Source organism: Streptomyces sp. NPDC001450 (assembly GCF_053597295.1).
On record NZ_JBSFHY010000005.1, the window covers coordinates 167559 to 190041 of the forward strand.

The following is a 22483-nucleotide window of genomic DNA, read 5'->3' on the forward strand; positions in this document are numbered from 1 at the left end:
TCGGCGGATCGCTACCACGATAACGGGCAAAGGGCCGTTGGGGAGAGGGCGTTGGCGAGATTGTGGTGCCCGCGCCCCTCTCCCAACTGCGACGCAGACCCTCTGGCATATGCCAAAGTCATCACCCAGCGCCCGGACCTCGGCTCTTCCCGTCTTCACACCCCGTAGTCACAGGACCGCGCTGAGGAATTCCCGGGTCCGGTCCCGCTCCGGATCGCTGAAGATCTTCTCCGGCGGGCCCGACTCGATCACCCGTCCGGCGTCGAACATCAGTACCTGGTCGGAGATGTCCCGGGCGAAACCCATCTCGTGAGTCACACAGAGCATCGTGATGTCGGTGGTGCGGGCGATGTCCCGGAGCAGGTCGAGGACGCCCGCGACCAGCTCCGGGTCGAGCGCAGACGTCACCTCGTCCAGCAGCAGCACCCGCGGCCGCATCGCCAGCGCCCGGGCGATCGCCACCCGCTGCTGCTGGCCGCCGGAGAGCCGGGTGGGCCGTGCGTCGCACTTGTCGGCCAGCCCCACCAGGTCCAGCAGCTCCCGCGCCCGCTCCTCGGCTTCGTCCCGGGACATGCCGAGCACCTGCACCGGCGCCTCGGTGATGTTCCGCAGCACGGACATGTTCGGGAACAGGTTGAACTGCTGGAACACCATCCCGATCTTCTTGCGGACCTCACGGACCTGCTTCTCCGGCGCCGGGAACAGCCGCTCGCCGTCGACCGTGATCGTGCCCTCGTCCGGCTTGGTGAGGGTCATCAGCAGCCGGAGGATCGTCGTCTTGCCGGAGCCGGAGGGACCGATCAGGGTCACGTGCCGGCCCGCGTCCACGGAGAGGTCGAGGCCGTCGAGGACCGTGTTGTCCCCGAACCGCTTGGTCACCCCCTCCAGGCGGACCAGCTCGGTCGGATGCGTGTCGGTGACGGCGGTCTGTTTACGGGTCTCAACGGACAAGGCGTCGCTCCAGGGCTCGCAGAAGAAGGGAGGCCAGGTAGGAGATGAGGACGAAGGCCACCCCGATCACGGTCAGGGGCTCGGTGAACTGGAAGTGCTGCTGGGAGAAGAGCCGGGCCCGCCCGAGCATCTCCAGCACGGTGATCACCATCAGCATCGGCGTGTCCTTGAGCATGGCGATCACGTAGTTGCCGAGGGCGGGGACCACCCGGCGGATCGCCTGGGGCAGGATCACCGCGGTCCAGGTCCGGCTCCGGGGCAGGTTCAGCGCCGTCGCCGCCTCCCACTGGCCGACGGGCACCGCCTCGATACCGGCCCGGTAGACCTGCATCGTGTACGTCGAGTAGTGCAGGCCGATCGCGAAGACGCCGGTGGCCAGCGCCGAGAACGTCAGGCCCCACTCGGGCAGCACGTAGAACAGGAAGAACAGCTGCACCAGCAGCGGGGTGTTGCGCACGAACTCCGTGACCACCCCGACCGGCCAGCGCACGAACCGGCTCGGCGTCCGCATCAGCAGCGCCCACACCAGGCCGAGGGTGAAGGACAGCAGCGAGCCGAGGGCCAGGGCCTCCAGGGTGACCAGCAGCCCGTCCCAGAAGTGCGGCATGAAGTCACGTACGGCGTTCCAGTCCCACTTCATCCGATCCCACCCCCGCCGACACCGGTGGTCTGTGCGCGCTTCAGCTCACGCGCCGCCGAGAACGTGCCGGTCTCCTTGCCGACCCCGGCCTTCAGCCGTTTCTCCAGAGAGCGCATCAGCCGGGTCAGCACGAAGGCGATCGCGAAGTAGATCAGCAGCACGTACGTGTAGATCTCCGCGCTCTGCTGCAATGCCAGCCGCACCAGGTTGGCGCTGAACGTCAGATCGCCCATGCCCATGACCGACACCAGCGCGGTGCCCTTGAGCAGCTCGATCAGCAGGTTGCAGAAGGAGGGGATCATCTCCGGCACCGCCTGCGGCAGCAGGACCAGCCGCAACCGCTGCCAGGGCGTGAAACCGAGCGCGATCCCGCCTTCCCGCTGCGCCGGGTCGACCGCGTTCAGCGCGCCGCGCACGATCTCCGAGCCGTACGCGCCGTACGTCAGCCCGAGCGCCAGCGTGCCCGCCCACAGCGGCACCAGCTGCCAGCCGAAGGCGACCGGCAGCACGAAGAACACCCAGAAGATCATCACCAGTGCCGAGGTGCCGCGGAACACCTCGGTGTAGAAGCCGGCGAGGAAGCGCACGACCCACAGCCGGTGGGTGCGCGCGACACCGACGGCGAAGGACACCGCGCCGGCCAGCAGCGTGCTGAACACCAGCAGCTGGACGGTGGTCCAGACGCCTTTCAGTACGAGTTCCCAGAGCCCCGAGGTCATCCGCCGCACAGCTCCTTCGCGGTGAGGTCCGTCAGCTCGGCCTTGGTGAAGCCGAAGGGCCGAAGGATCCCGAACAGTTCCCCGCTCCGCTTCAGCCTGTGCAGCTCGGCGTTGAAGGCGTCGCGCAGCTTCGTCTCGGTGGGCCGGAACGCGAACGCGCCGCCGTCGACGTGCGGTTTGCCCTTGACCAGCGGTGCGAACGGCTCGGTGGCCTCCGCCTTGGCGGACTTCTTCACCACCTCGCGCGTGGTCAGCGCCGTACCGGCGAAGACGTCCACGCGCCCGGCCTCGACGGCGTTGAGCCCGGCGACCTGGTCCGGGACGATCAGGATGTCGCTCTCCTTGTACCCGGCCTCCACCGCGTACTGGATCTCGGCGTACCCGGTCCCGGTGGCGAACTTCGCCTTCTTCGCCACCACGTCCTTGTAGGAGTGCAGCCCCTTCGGATTGCCCTTGCGGACGATGAAGGAGTCCAGCATCCGGTAGTCCGGATCCGCGAAGATCACCTGCTCGCAGCGCTCGGGATTGACGTACATCCCGGCGGCCACGACGTCGAACTGCTGGGAGTTCAGGCCGGGTATGAGCGAGCCGAACTCGGTCGGCACGGGCTGCACCCGGTCCACCCCGAGCCGCTTGAAGATCACCTTCGCCAGCTCGGGCGCCTCCCCGGTGAGACGGCCGTTCGTGTCGATGTACCCGAAGGGGATCTCACCGGCGATCCCGAGCCGTACGACCCCCTGCGCGCGCAGCCGGTCGAGCAGGTCGCCGCCCTTCACACCGGACGCCGAGGCCACCCGCGTACAGCCCGCGGCACCCAGTGCGCCCACCGCACCCAGCGCCGCGGCCCCCGCGAGCACCGAGCGTCTGCTGTGTCTGTGTTCCGACCGGATCGTGTGTACGTCGTTCCCAAGTGGTGGAGCCATGGCGGCGCGGCTACCCAAGCGCATCCGTCCTATGCACCCTGTATTTCATGGCCGACCGATTCGTCACCGTCTCGCTCGAGAAGCGGGAAGTGCACTGCACGGCACGACTGCTGGACGACCGCGCGCCCCTGACCTGCGCGGCAGTGTGGGAGGCACTGCCGCTCGCGGGGGACGTCTTCCACGCCAAGTACGCGCGCAACGAGATCTACGCCCTCTTTCCGCCCTTCGCCTCCACGGAACCCCCACTGGAGAACCCGACGGTCACCCCGATCCCCGGCGACCTCTGCTACTTCTCCTTCACCGGCACCGAACTGGGCACGAAGGCCTACGGCTACGACCGCGAGGTCCGCCCCGACGCCACCGTGGTCGACCTGGCCCTGTTCTACGAGCGCAACAACCTGCTGCTCAACGGGGACGTGGGCTGGGTGCCCGGGATCGTCTGGGGCCAGGTCGTGGCCGGTCTGGAGCCGATGGCCGAGGCCTGCAACGACCTGTGGCGCAGCGGGGCGGCGGGGGAGACGCTCAGTTTCCGGAGAGTGTGAGCCCCTCCTCGTAGAGGGCGTGCGAGGCCCGTAGCACCAGGTCGTCCCGGTGCCGGGCCGCGACGATCTGCATCCCGACCGGCAGTCCGTCGCCGTCGGTGCCCACGGGGACCGTCGCCGCGGGCTGCTGGGTGAGGTTGAAGGGGTACGTGAAGGGCGTCCAGCCGGTCCAGCGCCGCAGGCCGGACTTCCCGGGCACCTCCTCGTCCGCCTCGAACGCCGTGATGGGCAGGGTGGGTGTGACCAGCAGGTCGTACCGCTCGTGGAAGCGGCCCATCCGGCGGCCGAGGTCCATGCGGACGTCCACCGCGGCCAGATAGTCCAGCGCGCTGTACCGGGCGCCCTGGGCGCAGATCTCGCGCAGGCCGGGGTCGAGCAGCTGCCGCCGGCGCGGCGAGAAGCTCTGGGTGAGCCGGGCCGCGCCGCTGAACCACAGGGTGTGGAAGGCGTCCACCGGGTCGCTGAAGTCCGGGTCGGTCTCCTCGACGTACGCGCCGAGGTCCGCGAGTCCGGCCACCGCCCGCCGTACGGCCGCCGCGACCGCCGGGCGGACGGCCACCTGCCCGCCCAGGGAGGGCGAGTAGGCCACCCGCAGCCCGCGCACGCCCCGGTCCAGGCCCGCGGTGAACGACTCCGGCGGCGGGGCCAGCGCCGACCAGTCGCGGGCGTCGGGGGCGGCGATGACGTCCAGCATCAGTGCCGCGTCCGCCGCGTCCCGGGTCATCGGGCCGACGTGCGACAGCGTGCCGAACGCGCTCGCCGGGTACAGGGGCACCCTGCCGTACGTCGGCTTCAGGCCGAAGATCCCGCAGAACGCGGCCGGGATACGGATGCTGCCGCCCCCGTCCGTGCCCAGCGACAGCGGGGCCGCGCCGAGCGCGACGGCCGCCGCGCTGCCGCCGCTGGAGCCGCCCGCGGTACGCGAGGGGTCGTACGGATTGCGGGTCACGCCGGTCAGCGGGGAGTCGGTGACGCCCTTCCAGCCGAACTCGGGCGTCGTGGTCTTGCCGAGGAAGACCGCGCCGTGCTCGCGCAGCCGGGCGACCGAGGGCGCGTCCTCGTCCCAATGGCCCTGCTCGGACACGGTCTTCGAGCCGCGCAGCGTGGGGTGGCCACGCAGCAGCAGGATGTCCTTCACCGTCACCGGCACCCCGTCCAGCAGCCCGGCCGGCTGGCCGCGCCGCCAGCGCTCCGCCGACTCCCGCGCCCGCGCGAGCGCGTCCTCCTCGGTGAGGCGCACGAACGCGTTCACCTCCGGCTGGATCCGCCGCGCCCGCTGCAGGGCCTGTTCGGTCGCCTCCACGGGAGTGAACTCGCCCTTGCGGTAGCCGTCGAGGAGTTGTACGGCGGTCAGGTCGGTGAGCTGCATGCACCCTCCTGGTGGTTCAGTGACCGGGGACGTAGCCGCGCTTCTTGTCGACCACGTTCACCAGGGATCTGCCCGCCGCCCACCGCTCGTACAACTCCACGAACTGGATGCCGAGTTCATCTCGCCACCCGACCGTGTCGCCGCTCATGTGGGGGGAGACGATCAGCCCCGGCAGCCCCCACAACGGGCTGTCCCCGGGCAGGGGTTCGGTGGCGAACACGTCCAGGGCGGCGCCCGCGATCCAGCGCCGCCGCAGCGCCTCGGCGAGCGCGTCCTCGTCGACCAGCTGCCCGCGGCCGACGTTCACGAAGACCGCCGAGGGCTGCATCATGCCGAACCGGCGGGCGTCGAACATGCCGTGCGTCTGCTCGGTCAGCGGTGCGGCGGCGATCACCCAGTCCGCGCGGGAGATCAGCCGGTCCAGGTCGCCCGGGCCGTGGATGCCGGTGCGCGGGACCCGCCCGACCAGCGCCGTCGTCACGTCCAGGGCCTTCAGCGTGTGCGCGATCGCCCGGCCGATCGGCCCGGAGCCGACCACGCACGCGCGTGTGCCCGCCACCCGCCGGGTCTCCCGGTGCCGCCAGGTCCGCTCCCGCTGCAGCTCCAGCGTGCGCGGCAGGTCCTTGGCGACCGCCAGCACCAGGGCGGCCACGTACTCGGCGATCGGCTGGTCGAAGATCCCGCGCGCGTTGGTCACCACCGTCTCGGAGGCGGCGAGCTCCGGGCACATCAGGTGGTCCACACCCGCGCTCGCCGTGTGCACCCAGCGCGGCCGAGGCCCCGCCCCGGGCCAGGCCTCCCGTACGGCGTGCGAGGTGAAGTCCCACACCAGCAGCACGTCCGCCTCCGGCAGCCGCTCGGCGAGATGGGCCGCGTCGGTGCGCACGACCCGGGCACGGCCGGTGAGGCGGCCGAGCCGCGGTGGCGGGTCGGCGTCCAGGACGAGGACAGTGGGCAGGGTCAGCGTCATTCGGGGCCGCTCCGGGCGTCTGACATGCGCGGATTGACCACGCTCGCACCGGAACCTACCTTCGTCAACACGGGCGGCCCCACCGACCGTTGCCCCTCGTGTCCTCCCAGCGTGAGGCGGGTGTCTTGCCATGGACATCTCCTTTCTCGGCGGCCCCCGCCCCCAGCGCGGTGTCGGTGTGGTGGCCCCCTTCGACTTCGCCCTCGACCGCGAGCTGTGGCGCTGGGTGCCCGACGAGGTGTCGCTGCATCTGACCAGGACCCCGTTCGTGCCGGTCGAGGTGAGCCTGGACCTGGCCCGGCTGGTCAGCGAGCACCAGACCCTCGGCGAGGCGGTGCGCGCGCTGACCGCCGTCGCCCCCGAGGTCGTCGCCTACGCCTGCACCTCCGGCAGCTTCGTCGGCGGGATCGCGGGCGAACGGGCGATGTGCGCGCAGATGAGCGGGGCCGGCGGCACCCTGCCCGCCGTCACCACCTCGGGCGCCCTGCTGGAGGCCCTGACGGAGCTGCGGGTACGCCGGGTCGCCCTCGTCACCCCGTACACGGTGTCCGTCACCCGGGCCCTTCAGGAGTACGTCGCCGAGGCCGGCGTACGGGTGACCGGCTGCGCCTTCATGGGGCTGACCCGGCACATCTGGCAGGTGCCGTACCGGGACGTGGTCGCCATGGCCCGCGCCGCGATCCGCCCCGGCGCCGCCGACGCGCTCTTCATCTCCTGCACCAACCTTCCGACGTACGACGTCATCCCGCAGCTGGAGGCCGAGCTGCGCATCCCCGTGCTGTCGGCCAACCAGGTCACGATGTGGGCGGCGCTGCGCCGGCTGGGTACCCGAGCCGTGGGGCCCTATCAGGCGCTGCTGGACGAGGCCGCGCGGGAATGGCCCGTACTGCCGGAAGAAACGCAGGAACACCAAGAAGGGCCGTCATGACTGCACTCGGACTCCTCTACCCGGGCCACTCCGGCGAGGACGACTATCCACGCATCGAGCAGCTGCTGGGCGGCGACATCCGGGTCGACCTGGTCCACACCGACATCGGCGTGGACGCGCACCGGGTGGACGCGCTGCGCGAGATGGGCTCGGAGCAGCGGCTCGCCGCCGGCGTGGCGGAGCTGCGGCTGACCGGCGCCGAGACGGTGGTGTGGGCGTGCACCAGCGGCAGCTTCGTGTACGGCTGGGAGGGCGCCCAGGAACAGGTGCGGGCGCTGGCCCGGCTGGCCGGGATGCCGGCCTCCTCGACGTCCTTCGCCTTCGTGCACGCGGCCCGGGAGCTGGGGGTACGACGGGTCGCCGTGGGCGCGACCTACCCGGAGGAGGTCGCCGCGCTGTTCGCGGACTTCCTGCGGGCCGGAGGGCTCGAGGTGGTCGCGGTGCGGTCGTCCGGGATCGTGACGGCGGCGGAGGTCGGGACGTGGGGGAAGGAGGAGGTGCTGACGCTGGCGCGGGCGGCGGACGCGGACGCCTCCGGCGCGGAGGCCGTGCTGCTGCCGGACACGGCGTTGCACACGGCCGCGCATCTGCCGTTGCTGGAGAAGGCGCTGTCCAAACCGGTGCTCACGGCCAACCAGGTGTCGGTGTGGGAGGGGCTGAGGCTGGCCGACCGCCGGGTGAACGCGCCGCGCCTCGGGAAGTTGTTCACCCGCGAGCCGCTCGTGCAGGTCTGACCGGGCGGGCACCGGGGCTCCGCCCCTGGACCCCGATTCCCGCCCGCCCACCGTCTCGGCCGGAATAAGCGGGGACCGCCTCCTGTTAGGCCCGGGCAGGACAGCTCACGGCCAAAACAGGAGGCTCACACCGTGTCGGCAGACGAGATCCGGGGCACGACGCACGGGACCGCCCCCGTCCCCCTCTCCGTACTGGACCTGGTGACCGTCGGCGCGGGCAGTACCGCCACCGACGCGCTGCGCACCAGCGTGGAGCTGTCCCGGTTCGCCGAGTCGCGCGGCTTCCACCGGTACTGGGTGGCCGAGCACCACTCCATGCCCGGCGTCGCCTCCTCCTCGCCCGCCGTGATCCTCGCCCACCTCGCCGCCCACACCGACCGCATCCGGCTCGGCTCGGGCGGCGTCATGCTGCCCAACCACGCGCCCCTGGTGATCGCCGAGCAGTTCGGCACGCTGGAGGCGATGGCGCCGGGGCGGATCGACCTGGGGCTCGGGCGGGCGCCCGGCACGGACGGTGCCACCGCGGCCGCGCTCCGCCGTACGGACACGCTCAACGAGGGCGCCGACGACTTCCCGCAGCAGCTGGCCGAACTCACCCGTTTCCTGGACGACGACTTCCCGGACGGGCATCCCTACCGGCGGATCCACGCGATTCCGGGCCCGGTGCAGGGCAGCAGCCCCGGCGGTGTCCAGTCCCCGCACCGGCCGCCCGTCTGGCTGCTCGGCTCCTCGGGCTTCAGCGCCCGCCTCGCCGGTCTCCTCGGTCTGCCCTTCGCCTTCGCGCACCACTTCTCCGCGCAGAACACCATCCCGGCCCTCGACCTGTACCGGCAGACCTTCCGGCCCTCCGAGGTGCTGGCCGAGCCGTACGCCCTGATCGGTGTCTCCGCCCTCGCCACGGACGACGAGCGGGAGGCCGGCCGGCAGGTGCGGGCGGCCGCGCTGAACATGCTCCGGCTGCGCACAGGCCGCCCGGGCCTGTTCCCCGACCCGGCCGACGCAGAGAAGCACGAGCTCAGCCCCATGGAGGAGGACTTCGTCGCCTCCTGGACCGGCAACATCGTGCACGGCACGGCGGACGAGGTCCGCTCCGGCCTGGACGACCTGCACAAGCGCACGGGCGCCGACGAGTTGATGCTCACCTCGCACGCCCACCGCGGCGAGCTGCGGCTGCGCTCCTACGAACTGATCGCCGACGCCTACGGCTTGCCCACCGCGTAGGCCTCCTGCTCGCCCAGCAGCTCGGAGATACGATCCGGCGGCACCGGACGGGAGTAGAGCCAGCCCTGCCCGGTGTCGCAGCCGATCCGGCGCAGCCGCGTGGCCTGCGCCGAGGTCTCCACGCACTCCGCGGTGACCGTCAGGCCGAGGCGGTGGGCCAGCTGGATCATCGCCTCCACGATCACCTCGTCGGCCGGGTTGGGCGGCACGGCCACCGTGCTCTTGTCGCCCTCGTACTGGAAGCCGCGCACGAAGGAGCCGTCCAGCTTCAGCACCGACACCGGCAGCCGGCTCAGATAGGCCAGGTTCGAGTAGCCGGTGCCGAAGTCGTCGATGGCGATGCGGACGCCCATGTCGCTGAGGGCCTGCAGGGCCTGGAGCGGGCGGCCCGCCGAGCCCATCACGGCCGACTCGGTCAGCTCCAGCTGTAGCAGGTGCGGGGCGAGCCCGGTCTCGGCGAGGGTCCGGGCCACGTCCGCCACCAGGTCGGAGTCCCACACCTGGCGTACGGCGACGTTCACGCTGACGAAGATGGGCGGCTCGCCGGGGTGGTCCAGCTGCCAGCGGCGGGCCTGCCGGCAGGCGGTCTCCAGGGCCCAGCGGCCGAGCTGCACGATCGAACCGTCCTCCTCGGCCAGTCCGATGAACCGATTCGGCGCCAGCGTGCCGAACTGAGGATGATTCCAGCGGACCAACGCCTCGACCCCGCTCAGCCGGCCGTCCTCCATGCCCACCAACGGCTGGTACTCGAGGGCGAACTCACCGCGCTCGATGGCCGGGCGGAGGGCGGAGGAGAGGGCCTGGCGGGTCACCAGGTGCGCGTTGCGCTCGGGGTCGAACAGGGTCCAGCGGGCCTTGCCGTCCGCCTTCGCCCAGTACAGCGTCGTGTCGGCCGCCTGCATCAGGCCCGTGGCGGTCGTACCGGCCGCGTGCCGTTCCACGACCCCGATGGACGCGGTCAGCGACAGCCGCTGTCCGGCCAGGTCGAAGGGTGCCTCCAGGGCCTTCAGCGCGGACTCGGCGAGATCGGCGAGCTGCTCGGTGCCGGTGGAGTCCTCGACCAGCAGGGCGAATTCGTCGCCGCCGAGCCGGGCCACCAGGGGGGTGCCGGCGCGGGCGTACCCGGTCTCGTCGGCGACTTGGGTCAGCCGCTCGGCGACGGCCGCGAGCAGCCGGTCGCCGACGCGGTGGCCGAGGGTGTCGTTGACGGCCTTGAAGCCGTCCAGGTCCAGGTAGCACAGGCCGATCCGGCCGGTGCCGCTCTGCTCGTACGACTCCGCCTCCAGCGCGGCCGTCAGACGCTCGAAGAACAGGGTGCGGTTGGGCAGCCGGGTCACCGGGTCGTGCATCTGCAGGTGCCGCAGCCTGGCCTGGAGTTCGCGGCGGGCGCCGATGTCGGCGACCGACACGAGGACGCCGGGCTCGCCGCCGGGCAGCGGGGCGACGGTGACCTGCACCCACACCGAGTGCCCCTCGGGGTGCTTCACCCGACGGGTGCAGCGCAGCCTGGCCTGCCGACCGCGCAGGACCTCGCGGTAGGCGTGCCAGGTACGGGCGTCCGAGGCCAGGTCCACCACATCGGCGGCGACCCGTCCGGTCAGCCCGTCCGGGTCGGCGCCTAGCAGGTCGCCGAAGGCGGCGTTGGCGCTGACGACGAGACCTTCGCGATCGACGACGGCCATGGCGAGCGGGGCCGCCGCGAAGACACGGCGATAGGTACTGTGATCACTGTCTGTGACGGCTGACCGGTCGAGGTCTGCCGCGGGCGTCGGCCCTTCGGACGTTCCGCTCACCGCTCGCTCCCGCAGTGCACTCGATCCCTGTCCGTGCCGGAAAGTGTGCCGATCATAGAGGCTGGCCCCGAGGCCTTCCAGCCACTCTCCAGTGTCCCGGACAGACCACAGGTTCTGACAGATCGTTTCTGCCCGCACCTGGACGGGTTCTTCAGGCCCCCGACCAGTTGTGACGTTCCGTGAGTGTTTCGGGGTGTCGGCCGTCAACGCACGCCGGAGCCCAAACGAGCGTACTCACCCTTCTGGTTCAGGCAAACAGGACGAATGCTAATGAACTACCACAATCTGGATTCGGTGTCCCGCGAACCGCGTCCGGAGGTCCTTTCGTGCCCAAGCTGCGCAGCACCGCCGCCGTGTTCACCACGATGTCGGCGCTCGCCGCGACCTCGATCCTCACCGGCCCGTCGGTCGCCGAACCCTTCTCGACGGTCCCCTGTGCCCTGCACCGCAGCGAGGCCCACCACTCGGAGGGCGTGGACAGCTGGAACCCCGAATACACCCGCCCGGTCGGCACGCTCGACGCCGTCATGATCTTCCTGTCCTTCCCGGACGCCACCCCCCGCACCACCCCCGCCGAGCTGACCGCCGACCACTTCCCGGCCACCAGCCGCTTCTTCGAACAGGCCTCGTACGGCCGGTTCACGCTGCGCCCGCACCCGCTCGACCACTGGCTGCGCATGCCGCAGTCATCGGTCTCGTACGCCATGAAGCGCGACTGGAGCGCCGATGACCGCGCCGCCTATCTGCGCGACGCGTTCGCCGCGGCCGACAAGGAGGTCGACTTCTCCCGCTACGACGTCGTCTACTTCGTCGCCGACCCGGACGCGCCCGGCGTCGACTCGGACGCGACGAAGGTCGTCAACCTCGACACCCCCATGCACGTGGACGGCACGGACGTGCGCCGGGTCGTCACGGTGTTCGAGAGGCATCCGCCCGACCGGCTGGTCCTCGCCCACGAGACCGGCCACGTCTTCGACCTCCCCGACCTCTATCACCGCCCGGTCGACGGCAAGGGCGACTGGGACACCTACGTCGGCGACTGGGACCTGATGGGGAGCCAGTTCGGGCTGTCCCCGGACCTGTTCGCCTGGCACAAGTGGAAGCTGGGCTGGCTGGATCCGCGCCAGGTGGTGTGCGTGCGGGGTGCGGGGCCGACCCGGCTGACCCTGGAGCCGCTGGCGGCGGGCCCGGGTATCCCGGGGCAGGGCACGGCCGGTGCCCCGGCCTTCGGCCTGGGGCATGGCCCCAAGCTGGCGGTGGTGCGCACCGGCGCGGACAGTGTCCTGGCCTTCGAGGCGCGCGGTCCGGCGGGCAACGACCGTGCGGGCTGCCGGCAGGGCGTCCTGGTGTACCGGGTGCGCGGTGGCGCGGAGTCCGGCGGCGGTCCGGTCGAGGTGGTGGACGCCCACCCGCGCAGCGAGGCGTGCTGGGAGAACTCGGTCTACCCACCCCTGGCCGACGCCCCGGTCTCCCTCGGGGAGAGCTTCACGGTGCCCGAGGAGGGCGTGAAGGTGGAGGTGGAGGGACGGACGGCGTCCGGGGCGTGGACGGTGAAGATCACGCCGGGGCTGGAAGGCTGATCCCGTCGCCTGCGGGGCCTGGCTGGATTCCGCCTTCTGGGGGGCTTGGCTGATTTAGCCTTCTGTGACGCTCGTGTATACGAAAACGGCGGGCCGGATTCTTTCGAACCGACCCGCCGTCGTCCGGGCGTGTGGGTGGCGGAGCCCCATGACGCGCGGCGAAGCCGCGTAGAAACAGAGATGGCGAGGAGGTTCGCACTTTCCGCGAACACGCCTCGCCATCGTCATCGTGCGCCGCCAGGGACTCGAACCCCGGACCCGCTGATTAAGAGTCAGCTGCTCTAACCAACTGAGCTAGCGGCGCCTGCTGACGTCGTAGACCTTAGCATCCTGGTCGCCGGGAGGAAAAATCGATATCCGTACGGCCGCGCGGGCCGCTCGTACGGCTGCCCAGAGCAGGACCTCGGGGCCCGGCAGCCAGGGGTGACGGGTGTCCGGCGCGACCAGCCAGCGGGAGCCGCCGGGGGCGGGGGAGCCGTCGCCGGACAGGGCGGGGACGGTCACCGCGTCTCCCGTGCCGTGGCAGAGCAGCGGCGGTACCGCCTCCGTGCGGTGGGACCCCCACTCCTCCCAGCCCAGCAGCGAGGGCAGCCGGTGGGCCGTGCCCGGCGCGGCGAACAGCAGCATGCGGCCTCGGAACACCGCGACCGGCCCGGAGCCCGGCCCCTCGTCCCATAAGCGGTCCAGCATCCGGCGGCCGAAGACGGCCGGGGCGCTCACCACGTCGAAGACGCCGCCGCAGGGGAGGACCAGCGGGGCGTCCGGGCGTTCCTGCCACAGGGCGAGCATGCTTCGCGGATACGTTCCTGCCGAGGCCAGCCACGCGGCTCCGTCGGCAGTGGCACAGGTGACATGCGGTGTGCAGCTCATGCCAATTACATGTACCGGCCGTGAGCACGCGGTTCTCCTGGGTTGCGGAAAACCGGGACAGGAGCGGGTGGGGAGGAGTATCTTGCCCGCCTGGCATATGCCAGCCGCGGCTAGACGGGGTCGACGGGACTGCGGCCCTCCGTGTCGGCGCCGCGCAGCAGGTCCCGCCCGAACTCCACCATCTTCTTCGCGTAGTCCTCGGTCCACTCCGCCCGCTCGGCGATGTCCGCCGGGGTCAGCCGGTCGAACCGGCCCGGGTCGGCGAGCTGGGCCGCCGCGACGGCCTGGAACTCCACCGCCCGGTCGGCCGCCGCCTGGAAGGCCAGGGCCAGTTCCGTCGCCCGCGCCAGCAGCGCGCCCGGATCCTCCATCGACTCCAGGTCGAAGAAATGCTCGGGATCGGAGGCCGCCTCCGCGGGCTCGAAGATCAGGGGCGCGGGGCGTAGCCGCGGTTCATGCCGACGCGGCGTGGGCTCCGCCATGTCTCGTCTCCTCCTCGTACGGTTCGGTGGGCGCCGCCTTCAGGTGGGCCACCCTCCATTGTCTCGCGCGATGCAAGGGGACCTCAGTGTCTCCGGAAGTCCCGCGTGCACACCAAGAGACTCAAGGCCGCCAGCTCACGCGATGTTCCGCCAAGTGCGCCAGCACCGCGTGATTCGCCTCCCAGCCATCAGGAAACTTCACCAGCGTCCCCAGCTGGACCGGTTCCGTGGACGGGTAGTCGTCCAGGAGGTCGCTGACGCCCGCGCGGCAGACCACGATGCAGGCGTGGCGGTGGCGGGAGGCCAGGACGCACAGGCGGCCGGTCTCCAGGTGGAAGGCGGTGGCGTCGGGGCGGCCGGAGAGGGGGTGGAGGACGACCGTGACGTCGTACTCGCGGCCTTGGAGGCGGTTGGCCGTGTCGACGGTGACGTCCGTGACGCCCAGCTCCGCCAGCGCCGAGCGGACCGCCGCCGCCTGGTCGCGGTGGGCCGTGCCGACGGCGATGCGGTCGGGGGTGAGGGGCGAGGGAGCCGGGATGAGCGTCCCCCCGGTCGAACTGAGTTGAGACGGGGGGCGTTCCGAGACGGCCGCGCCCTCGCGGTCCAGCAGGCGTCGTACGACCGTCGCCACCGCCCGGACCGCCTCCGGGTCCGTGCGCGGGGTGTGCCGGGCGGGCAGCTCCAGCAGGCCCCAGCCGGATTCCGCCGCCTCGTCGATCACCCGGTCCGGGCCCGAGCCGTCGGAGGGGACGGCGAAGGCGAGGTGGCGGTCGTCGGGGCCGGTGCCGCTGCGGAACCGGGTGTAGGGGTAGAAGGCGTCCGAGACCAGCGGGGCCGCGGAGGCCGGGAGGCGCCAGGAGACCGGGAGCCGGTGCTGGGGCAGGCCCGGGTTGTGGGCCAGAAGGGTGGTGACCGCCGAGGCCGAGGGGTCGTACGACAGGCCCGCCCACTGCTCGCTGCCCACGATCGCGAACGGGTCCAGCTGGCCCGGGTCGCCCACGAACAGCGCCCGCTCGAACAGGCCCGCCACGGCCAGCAGGGAGTCCGAGCGCATCTGGTACGCCTCGTCGACGATCGCATGCCGCCACGGCTCGTCCACCTTGACGTGCGCCCACTTCGCGGCCGTGGACAGGACGACCGGGAGACCGGTCAGCTCGGCCGCCTTCGCCGACGTGCGGACCTGCGGCAGGTCGTCCAGCGCCTTGTCGTAGGGGTCCGTGTCACTGCTGTGCAGCCGGCCCACCGGCAGCTCGGGGTTCTTCGCGGCGAGCCGCAGCACCAGGTCGTCCACCTGGGCGTTCGTCTGTGCGACCACCATCAACGGGCGCCCGGCGCCGGCGAGCTCCAGAGCCGCGCGGACCACCAGGGTGGACTTGCCGGCGCCGGGCGGGGAGTCGACGACCACACCCCGCTCGGTGCCCTGCAGGGTGTCGTGGAGGATCGCTTCGGTGGCCTGTGCGGCGGCCGTACCGGGGTCAGGCGGGGCTCCGTGCATGCGACCCGTCACCGGTTGTGCCAGTCGAGTGACGGATGGTGGCGTCGCCGTGTGCTGCGCGAGAACCAAGCCGGCACAGCAACCTCCAATCTCTGGGGAAACCGGGCTGGTTCCAACCCGGCTGGTGCTGATCGCGGAAGACTCGATCTCTCGCTGAGGGATCGAGCGGCGTGAGCCAGGAATCCTGCTCGCTCGCGAGGGGGAGGGTTCAAAGGACGTCCTCCTCGGTCACGGGGTCGGCGATTTCGGGCACGGCGGCCTCGTCCGGCGGGCCGCCGTGCGTCCACGGGGTCTCCTCCGGGTCGGGCAGCTTCGCGCCGCCGCGCTGCTCGTGCTCGAAGAGGGTGAAGCAGAGCGCGTCGCCCTTCTCCGGCACCGAACCGGGCTCGGGCTCCTTGCCCCGGCCCATCTTGTCCACGATCCGCAGGACGAGCACGCCCTCGTCCGCCGAGCCCTCGTGTCCGACGAACTCCGCGGCCTGCGGCTTGCCGCCCAGCGAGCGGTAGACCTTCGCGCGCTCCGCCAGATGCGGCCGGTCGTCCGTGCGGACCGTCACCAGCGGGCGCGGGCTCGGCCGCTTGCCCTCGCTGTACGCCATGACGACATCGGTCACCTCGCCCGCGAAGGCCTCCCCGGCCAGCCGCCGCCCGGCCATCACCAGCGGGTCGTCCAGGGCTTCCTGCGCCTCCAGCCGGGCCTGCTCACGCTCGCGCGTGGCCAGCTTGTTCGCCGCCGTCACCGCGTCGTCGCGGCGTGGCTGCGGGGGCTCGCCCGCCACGACCCGGTCCCGGTGGCCGGTGAACGACCAGCGGTCCCGGGTCCACCGCTCCTCGACACGCGCCCCCTCCGGCAGCGCCCGCAGCAGGTCCAGGCCCCGCCACACCGCGTCCCAGGTGGGCCGGGTGCGGCTCTCGACCAGGTCGCGGATCTCCCGCTCGGCCGCGGTGAGCGCGGCCAGCCGGTCGTCCGCCTCCAGGGCGTCCTCGGCGGCGGCCAGCGCGCCGCGCGCGCGGTCGTAGCGCTCGATGGCCGGGGCCAGGAGCTTGTTGTCGAACGCCGGATCGGTGGCCGGGCCGGCCGGCGGGCACAACAGCTGGCCATCGGAATCCCGGGCGAGTTCGGCCCGGTGGGCGGCCTCGGCGCCGGAGCCGTCCCCGGGAGGGTCGATCCAGGCGAGCAGCGCGCCCAGATGCTGGTCCTCCAGGCTGGACTGGCCGGTCGCCCAGTGCCGGGACAGCACGTCGGTCAGGGCCAGGAGCAGCGAGGAGCCGGGGACGCGGGCCCGCTCGCCGTAGTGGGTGAGCCAGCGGCCCAGCAGGGGGATGCGGGGCGGCGCGGGGTGCGGCGTCTCCGGGTCCTGCTCGGCGGTGCGGCGAAAGCGCATGGAGCGGCCGAGCAGCCGTACGAAGTCCAGGCCCGCGCGGCTCGGCACGATCAGCTGGGGCGCGTCGGTGCACAGCTCGACCTCGACCTTGACCCGCTTGCCGGTCTCCGGGTCGGTCTCGTTGCGCTCGGCCGCCTCGACGTCCTGCGCGTAGGAGTCGAGGTACGGCAGGACGACGTCGGCCAGCTCCGCGAGGTACGCGAACCGCAGGTCCCGGTCGCGCGGCTGGGGTACGACCAGCAGCCGGGGTGCGTCCCGGTCGGTGCCGACCAGCGCGCCGAGCGGGGCGCCGGCCTCACCGGCGGTGGTGAGCGGCACGAACACCAGGGGCCGCTCGGACAGATGCCGGTGGCGGACGGTCGCGGCCGGCTGGGCGCGACCGGTGCTGACGGCCTCGAGCCGGGCCAGGGTGGCGATCAGGGACACGGGGCCACCGCCCGGCCGGCCGTGGCGAGTGCCTCCGCGCGCAGGGTCGCCGCCCGGCGCAGGGCGGCCACCGTCGGGTCGTCGGGGTCGCCGCGCTCGCCGCGGGCCGCCGCGAGGACGTCCTCGACCGTGGTCAGGCCGCCCAGTTCGGCCCGCAGGGGGCGGCCGAGGCGGGTCACGGCATCCGCCGCGCGGGAGCGTTCCCGGCAGTGGAAGGCCAGTTCGCAGGCCGACAGGCACTCGGGCGCGTACGCCGCCGGGACGGCCTCGACGGCCGCCGTCAGCTCCTCGGCCGGGCGGTCCGGTGCGAAGCACACGCCCTCGGGGAGTGCGTCGGCGATCTCCTCGACGCGGGTGAGCCGGGCCAGCTGGCGGGCGGTGACCGCGCGCTGCTTGCGCACGTCCACGGCCGAGGCGGTGGCCAGGTTGGAGAAGTCCTTCGGGCACACCAGCAGTACCTGGTGCCGTACCCGAGGGGCCGGGGCGCCTTCTTGGGCGCCGCGCCTGGGGGGCGCCTCAGCCGGTGTCGAGGAGGCGACCGTGCTCAGCCCTTCGGGCCTTTGCGTGCTCGCCCCCTCGGCACCGGCGTGCCCCTCCGGCTCCGCGCCGAGACGGGCCGCGACCTCCTCCAGGGCCAGTACGTACACCGCCGCCTGCCGGGCGGCCGCGCCCACCTTCGCCGGGTCGGCCGAACCGTCCAGCATCGGGAAGGACTTGATCTCCACGACGGTCCAGCTGCCGTCCGGGTGCACCACCACCGCGTCCGGCTCCAGGAACGCGAGCGAGCCCGCCACGTCCAGCGCCAGCATCGGGTGGTCGAGCAGCGTCCAGCCGCCCGCCGCCACGGCCTCGCGCAGCGCCAGCGCGGTACGGGCCGTACGCCCCTCGGGGCCGTGCGCGGACAGGTCGGGGACGGCCGCCCCGGCGGGCTGCTCGGCGCCCGGGTCCAGCCGTGCGTGGACCAGCCGCAGCAGCTCGGCGCCGCCGTCCGCCTTCACCCGCGCCTCGAACGCGTTGCCCCGGGTCAGCGCGAACTGCGACTGCCCGAAGCCGGAGGGCGCGCCCAGCGCGCCGGCCAGCGCCGCCTTGTCCACTCCGGCGCCGTCCAGGATCGCCCGCCTGCGGCACCCGGGGTTCGCGGCGAGCGCCGCGAGGGCGCGCGCGTCCAGGGCCTTGGCCGGTACGTCGGGACCGCGCAGCTCAGCGAGCCGCTGCCGGAGCCTCTTCCCCTGCGTCGCGGGGGGAGCCGTCCGGCTCGGCTGCGGATGCGAGCTGCGACTCGCGCTGCCGTGGAATTCGCTCACCCGCGGAAGTCTGGCATCCGTCACTGACAATCGGGGAACCCGTGCCCGACGGGACCGCTGGGGTACGGGGGTTGAAGCGGGCCCGCAGCAGATCCGCACCGCGCATCACGTGCGGCGTGAGCAGCAGACCCACGCCCATCACGGCGACGCCCGCGACCGCGTCCAGGAAGTAGTGGTTGGCGGTGCCCATGACGACGATCGCGGTCACCAGCGGGTAGACGACACCGAGGACCTTGGTGAGGCGGGTGCCGCCGTGCCGCCACAGCATGATCCCGCACCACAGGGCCCATCCCACGTGCAGGCTCGGCATCGCCGCGTACTGGTTGGTCATGCCGCCCATGCCGCGCGGCGCGCTGGCCTCGCCGCCCCACCAGCCGTACGAGCTGTACTGGGCCATCGTGTCGACGAAGCCGTGGCCGTCGGCGAGCAGCCGGGGCGGGCAGGTGGGCAGCAGGGTGAAGCCGATCAGGCCTATGAACGTGGAGGTCATCAGCCAGGTGCGGGCCACCCGGTAGTGCCCGGCGCGGGTCCGGAACAGCCAGACGAGGATGGCGGGCGTGACCAGGTAGTGCAGCGAGGCGTACCAGAAGTCGGCCGGTACGCCGAGCCACGCCTCGCGCGTGAACAGCCGGTTGAGCGGGTGCTCGGCGTTCAGGTGCAGGGCCTTCTCGATGCGCAGGAGCGCCAGACCGTGGTCGACGGCGGAGGAGACGTCACCCCGCGCGAGGAGCCGGCCGGCCGAGTAGCAGCCGTAGACCAGCAGGATCAGGGGCAGCTCGGTCCACCACCGCAGCCGGGTTCGCGGGGCCACCTCGGTGCCCGGTGTCTCGGTCTGCGGCATCCGATGCCCTCCCCCTTCTGCTGTTCGCCCCGGCGGGCGACCGTGTCACTTTACGTGGTCCATATCCCGGCCATGCGGGCGCTTCAGCCCTCAAAGACGCCGGGATCTCCCGGCGGGTTGCCCCTGCCCTGAGTGAGCGATGATGGAGGGACCCCTCCCTCCTTCCGGAAAGGTCTCCCATGGCACCGCGCATCCTGCTGGCCCGGCACGGACAGACGGAATGGTCGCTGTCCGGCAAGCACACCGGCAGGACCGACGTACCGCTCCTGGAGGAGGGCCGGCGCGGGGCCAAACTGCTCGGCGAGCGGCTGCATCGCGCTCCGCTGGACGGGCTGCCGGGTGTCGAGGTGCGGACCAGTCCGCTGGCACGCGCGCGTGAGACGTGCGAGCTGGCCGGGTTCGGGGAGCGGGCCGAGTCCTGGGACACACTCATGGAGTGGGACTACGGCGCGTACGAGGGCATGACGCCCGCCGAGATCCAGGCCGTGCGGCCGGGATGGCTGATCTGGCGGGACGGTGTCCCCGAGGGGGAGAGCATCGCCGAGGTCACCGCGCGCGCGGACGAGGTCGTGGCGTGGGCCCGGTCGGCCGACCGTGACGTGCTGGTCTTCGCCCACGGGCACATGCTGCGGTCCATCGGCGCGCGGTGGCTCGGGCTGCCGCTGGACTTCGCCGCCCGTATACGGCTGAACCCGACCTCGCTGTCGGTGCTGGGCTGGGCGTACGGGGAGCCGGCCATCGAGAGCTGGAACGACCTGGGGCACTTGGCGGGCTGACGGGTTGCCCGGCGCTGTGGCTGGGCGGGGGTGGGTCCGCTTCCCGGCGCCGGCAGGATGCCGCTGCGCGCACCCGTGCCGCCCCTAGGTCCTGTCGTCAGACTCCCGTCGTCCGCCCGAAGCGCGGCAGACGAGAGTTTGACGACAGGGCCTAGCGGCACGACTGCCCGCGGCCATGTGGGGACGGTCGGGCCGCTGCCGTCCGCGGCTGCGCGGCTATGGCGCCTGTGCGGCCGACGGCACCGCAACTCCCCAGGGGCGCGGGGCTGTATCGACATGCGGCTGCGCCGCGTGGGCGCGGCCGGCCCCCACTCACCCGCACCCGGCGACGGACCCGACAGCCCCGTTTCTACGCCCGCCCCGCCCGCGGCAACGACGCATGACGGTCCAGGAAGTCCGACACCCCCGACGCCCGCCGGTGCGGCAGCAACACTCGCGCCGTCCCCGCCAGCATCGTCTGGATGCGGGACGACTGCACCTGGTCCAGCAGGTCGAGGACACTCATCGCCGCCTGCGCCGCCTCGTCGGGACGACCCCCGCGGGCCAGGTCGTCGGCCAGTTCGGCGGTGTACAGGGCGATGTTGCGGGTGAAGTGGGGATCCTGGAGGCCCGCCGCCCGGCGGGCGTGGCGGGACGCCCGCCGCCAGTCGCCCAGCGTCGACCAGCACTGCGCCTCCAGCCCCTCCAGCTCGGCCTCTCCGTAGAAGCTCATCCACTCGGGGTCGGCGTCCGAGTGGCCCCGCTCGAAGAGGGCCTGGGCCCGGGCCAGTGCCTGTTCGCAGCCGGTGCGGTCGGCGAGCCCCGCCCAGCCGCCCGCCTCACGCAGGGCGAGCAGGGACATCAGCCGGGCGGAGCCCAGGGGGCGGGCGGCGCGCTGGGCCGCCTGCGCGGCGCGCACCGCCTCGCGGGGGCGGCCGGCGTCGCGGGCCAGGAATGCCGTGTTGCAGAAGGCGTGGGCCTCCAGACCGGCGTCGCCGGTCATCCGGGCGGTCGCGAGCGCCTCCGCGTAGTGCGAGCGGGCGTCGTCGAAGCGCCCGGAGTCGTGGGCCAGCCAGCCCACGGAGATGGCGAGTTCACCGGCGCCCGAGTGCAGCCGCTCGGCGGTCGTCTGCCGGGTCGCACCGGCGTCCAGGAGTGCGTAGGCGGCGCGCAGCGGCGCTGCCGCGCGCCGGTACAGGCCGTCCGCGCCGTGCCGGTCGTCGAGCAGCCGGATGCGGCGGACGGCTTCCTCCAGGGCGGCCGCCTCGGGGATTCCGGCGCGGCGCAGCGGCCGGGCCGCCGCCACGCCGTCGGTGGTGAGCCGCAACGGGCCCATCGTGGCGGCGGCGACCGTGGCGCCTCCGCCGGTCATGAATGCGCGACGCAGCACGTCGCTCTCCTCGTGGTTCAGGTGGTCGTTCTCGTACGGCTCGTGCGGGTCGTGCGGGTCCTGCGGGTCGTACCGGTCCGGCGTGTCATACGGCTCGCAGACCCCCCGCGTCTCAGCGGTACCGAACGCCGGGGGCGTGTCCCCGGGCGTACGCGCCGCGCGTCCGCGGACGGAGGAGCGCGGCGAGAAGCCGAGATCGGTGAGCGTGCGGCCGGGGAACATGTGCAGGAACACCCGTTCGTACGCGTAGTTCGGGCAGCGGATCTCACCCGCCTCGACCCTGCCGACGTAGCGCGCGTCACAGCTCACCCGCTCGCCGATCTCGCGGGCGGCCCGCCGCACCAGTGCCGCGAACTCGGCCGGTGAGCGCCGGCCGCGCAGCTGCCGGAAGGCGAGGTTCGGCCGGGGTGGCCGTTCGGGCTGTGACGAGGTCTCGGTTGACGACGCCATGGCCGGTCCTCTCGTGCGAACCGTCGAACCATGCCGGATCCGGGGTGGATTCGGGCTGAGTTGTCCGTGTGACACCCTGGTCCCGGCGAGCAAGAACGTACCTGCTGTGTCGGACCCGCCACGCTGTGTTTGGCTACAAACCGGATATCTCCTCCACGATCTGCCATGAAGTGCCATCCTTTGCGGCGCACTTGTGCCGTAGCCGTTGACGCGCTCACGCGTTGGACTCCCTGGACTGCAAGAGGGCAGCGTGGTGGAGGCCGGCATGGAGACCAGCCAGAGCAACGAACCTCGTATGTCGGACACGCCGGCTGCGGCGCCGTCGAAGGCGGCGGGCGACGCGGCGTGCGACCTCGTGACGGTGCCGACCCGGCAGGGGCTGGAGGCGGTCGACATCCTGCGGCGGGGGGCCGGGGAAGCGGTGGGGCCCGTCCTGCACGACGACGGAGGCGACACCCTCGGCTTCCTGGTGCCGGCGGGCACCGCCGCCTGTTGGGACGTACCGGGCAGCACGTGCACCGAGACGAACGGGCGGGGGCTGCGGCTCGCCCCGGAGCCGCCGGTGGAGGGTTCGGACTGGCTGCTGCCGCCCGGCGAGGCCGACCTCGCGACCGATCCGGTGGTGCTGCGCCGGGCCCTCGGGGAGGCGGCCCGGCTGATCGAGGCGGCCGACAGCTGCCGGTGAAGCGGGCGGCCGCGGCAGCTGCGAAAATGGA

At 72.5% G+C, this 22483-nt stretch carries 21 protein-coding genes and 1 tRNA gene; 7 read left to right on the forward strand and 15 right to left on the reverse strand.

The window, feature by feature from the left end:
• Positions 1-168: 168 nt before the first annotated feature.
• From ehuA to ehuB, 4 genes are read right to left on the reverse strand one after another with little or no spacing between them, the layout of a single operon-like run.
• A complete protein-coding gene (gene ehuA, locus ACWC5O_RS07155) occupies positions 169-951 on the reverse strand; it encodes an ectoine/hydroxyectoine ABC transporter ATP-binding protein EhuA (RefSeq protein ID WP_450580464.1) in 783 nt (260 codons plus the stop codon).
• Positions 941-1591 carry an ectoine/hydroxyectoine ABC transporter permease subunit EhuD gene (ehuD, locus tag ACWC5O_RS07160; RefSeq protein ID WP_450580465.1) on the reverse strand — a complete coding sequence of 217 codons (651 nt, stop codon included), beginning with the start codon at positions 1589-1591 and terminating at the stop codon, positions 941-943. The genes ehuA and ehuD overlap by 11 nt, the downstream gene beginning before the upstream one ends.
• Positions 1588-2310, reverse strand: coding sequence for an ectoine/hydroxyectoine ABC transporter permease subunit EhuC (ehuC, locus tag ACWC5O_RS07165; protein ID WP_450580466.1), 723 nt, complete (start codon positions 2308-2310; stop codon positions 1588-1590). The genes ehuD and ehuC overlap by 4 nt, the downstream gene beginning before the upstream one ends.
• On the reverse strand, positions 2307-3233 hold the full coding sequence (gene ehuB, locus ACWC5O_RS07170; protein ID WP_450580467.1) for an ectoine/hydroxyectoine ABC transporter substrate-binding protein EhuB: 927 nt from the start codon (positions 3231-3233) through the stop codon (positions 2307-2309). Before ehuB ends, ehuC begins: the two co-directional genes overlap by 4 nt.
• Before the next feature lie 47 nt (positions 3234-3280).
• Here ehuB and ACWC5O_RS07175 point away from each other — a divergent pair, with 47 nt between their 5' ends.
• A complete protein-coding gene (locus ACWC5O_RS07175; RefSeq protein WP_450580468.1) occupies positions 3281-3775 on the forward strand; it encodes a DUF3830 family protein in 495 nt (164 codons plus the stop codon).
• On the opposite strand, the gene ACWC5O_RS07180 is transcribed toward ACWC5O_RS07175, so the two are convergent.
• Complete coding sequence (locus ACWC5O_RS07180) at positions 3756-5144, reverse strand: amidase (protein WP_450580469.1); 1389 nt, start codon at positions 5142-5144, stop codon at positions 3756-3758. The two genes, ACWC5O_RS07175 and ACWC5O_RS07180, sit on opposite strands and share 20 nt — an antisense overlap.
• A 16-nt stretch (positions 5145-5160) precedes the next feature.
• Entirely contained in the window at positions 5161-6114 is a 954-nt protein-coding gene (locus ACWC5O_RS07185) for a D-2-hydroxyacid dehydrogenase (protein ID WP_450580470.1), read from the reverse strand.
• 130 nt (positions 6115-6244) lie between these two features.
• Between ACWC5O_RS07185 and ACWC5O_RS07190 the strand changes: the two genes are divergently transcribed.
• From ACWC5O_RS07190 to ACWC5O_RS07200, 3 genes are all read left to right on the forward strand, one after another.
• Positions 6245-7042, forward strand: a complete 798-nt coding sequence (locus ACWC5O_RS07190; RefSeq protein WP_450580471.1) for a maleate cis-trans isomerase family protein — start codon at positions 6245-6247, stop codon at positions 7040-7042.
• Positions 7039-7776 carry a maleate cis-trans isomerase family protein gene (locus tag ACWC5O_RS07195; RefSeq protein ID WP_450580472.1) on the forward strand — a complete coding sequence of 246 codons (738 nt, stop codon included), beginning with the start codon at positions 7039-7041 and terminating at the stop codon, positions 7774-7776. Before ACWC5O_RS07190 ends, ACWC5O_RS07195 begins: the two co-directional genes overlap by 4 nt.
• Positions 7777-7908: 132 nt before the next feature.
• Positions 7909-8997, forward strand: a complete 1089-nt coding sequence (locus ACWC5O_RS07200; RefSeq protein ID WP_450580473.1) for an LLM class flavin-dependent oxidoreductase — start codon at positions 7909-7911, stop codon at positions 8995-8997.
• On the opposite strand, the gene ACWC5O_RS07205 is transcribed toward ACWC5O_RS07200, so the two are convergent.
• A complete protein-coding gene (locus tag ACWC5O_RS07205) occupies positions 8976-10790 on the reverse strand; it encodes a putative bifunctional diguanylate cyclase/phosphodiesterase (protein ID WP_450580474.1) in 1815 nt (604 codons plus the stop codon). The two genes, ACWC5O_RS07200 and ACWC5O_RS07205, sit on opposite strands and share 22 nt — an antisense overlap.
• A 365-nt stretch (positions 10791-11155) precedes the next feature.
• Between ACWC5O_RS07205 and ACWC5O_RS07210 the strand changes: the two genes are divergently transcribed.
• Positions 11156-12370: a M6 family metalloprotease domain-containing protein gene (locus ACWC5O_RS07210; protein WP_450580739.1), complete on the forward strand. Its 1215-nt coding sequence runs from the start codon at positions 11156-11158 to the stop codon at positions 12368-12370.
• Between the two features lie 230 nt (positions 12371-12600).
• Here the strand turns inward: ACWC5O_RS07210 and ACWC5O_RS07215 are convergent.
• From ACWC5O_RS07215 to ACWC5O_RS07245, 7 genes are all read right to left on the reverse strand, one after another.
• Positions 12601-12674 (reverse strand) — tRNA-Lys (locus ACWC5O_RS07215).
• The gene (locus tag ACWC5O_RS07220; RefSeq protein ID WP_450580475.1) at positions 12665-13240 is read right to left on the reverse strand and encodes a bifunctional DNA primase/polymerase; all 576 of its coding nucleotides are present in this window, start codon (positions 13238-13240) and stop codon (positions 12665-12667) included. The genes ACWC5O_RS07215 and ACWC5O_RS07220 overlap by 10 nt, the downstream gene beginning before the upstream one ends.
• Positions 13241-13350: 110 nt before the next feature.
• A complete protein-coding gene (locus ACWC5O_RS07225) occupies positions 13351-13722 on the reverse strand; it encodes a hypothetical protein (protein ID WP_450580476.1) in 372 nt (123 codons plus the stop codon).
• A gap of 121 nt (positions 13723-13843) precedes the next feature.
• Positions 13844-15217, reverse strand: a complete 1374-nt coding sequence (locus tag ACWC5O_RS07230) for an AAA domain-containing protein (protein WP_450580477.1) — start codon at positions 15215-15217, stop codon at positions 13844-13846.
• A gap of 208 nt (positions 15218-15425) precedes the next feature.
• Positions 15426-17027 carry a hypothetical protein gene (locus ACWC5O_RS07235; protein WP_450580478.1) on the reverse strand — a complete coding sequence of 534 codons (1602 nt, stop codon included), beginning with the start codon at positions 17025-17027 and terminating at the stop codon, positions 15426-15428.
• A complete protein-coding gene (locus ACWC5O_RS07240; protein ID WP_450580740.1) occupies positions 17018-18226 on the reverse strand; it encodes a hypothetical protein in 1209 nt (402 codons plus the stop codon). The genes ACWC5O_RS07235 and ACWC5O_RS07240 overlap by 10 nt, the downstream gene beginning before the upstream one ends.
• A gap of 1 nt (position 18227) precedes the next feature.
• Positions 18228-19172, reverse strand: a complete 945-nt coding sequence (locus ACWC5O_RS07245; RefSeq protein ID WP_450580479.1) for a phosphatase PAP2 family protein — start codon at positions 19170-19172, stop codon at positions 18228-18230.
• A gap of 179 nt (positions 19173-19351) precedes the next feature.
• On the opposite strand from ACWC5O_RS07245, the gene ACWC5O_RS07250 reads away from it, so the two are divergent.
• Entirely contained in the window at positions 19352-19948 is a 597-nt protein-coding gene (locus tag ACWC5O_RS07250; protein WP_450580480.1) for a histidine phosphatase family protein, read from the forward strand.
• A gap of 349 nt (positions 19949-20297) precedes the next feature.
• On the opposite strand, the gene ACWC5O_RS07255 is transcribed toward ACWC5O_RS07250, so the two are convergent.
• Complete coding sequence (locus ACWC5O_RS07255) at positions 20298-21767, reverse strand: hypothetical protein (protein WP_450580481.1); 1470 nt, start codon at positions 21765-21767, stop codon at positions 20298-20300.
• 265 nt (positions 21768-22032) lie between these two features.
• Between ACWC5O_RS07255 and ACWC5O_RS07260 the strand changes: the two genes are divergently transcribed.
• The gene (locus ACWC5O_RS07260) at positions 22033-22452 is read left to right on the forward strand and encodes a hypothetical protein (RefSeq protein ID WP_450580482.1); all 420 of its coding nucleotides are present in this window, start codon (positions 22033-22035) and stop codon (positions 22450-22452) included.
• Positions 22453-22483 lie beyond the last annotated feature (31 nt).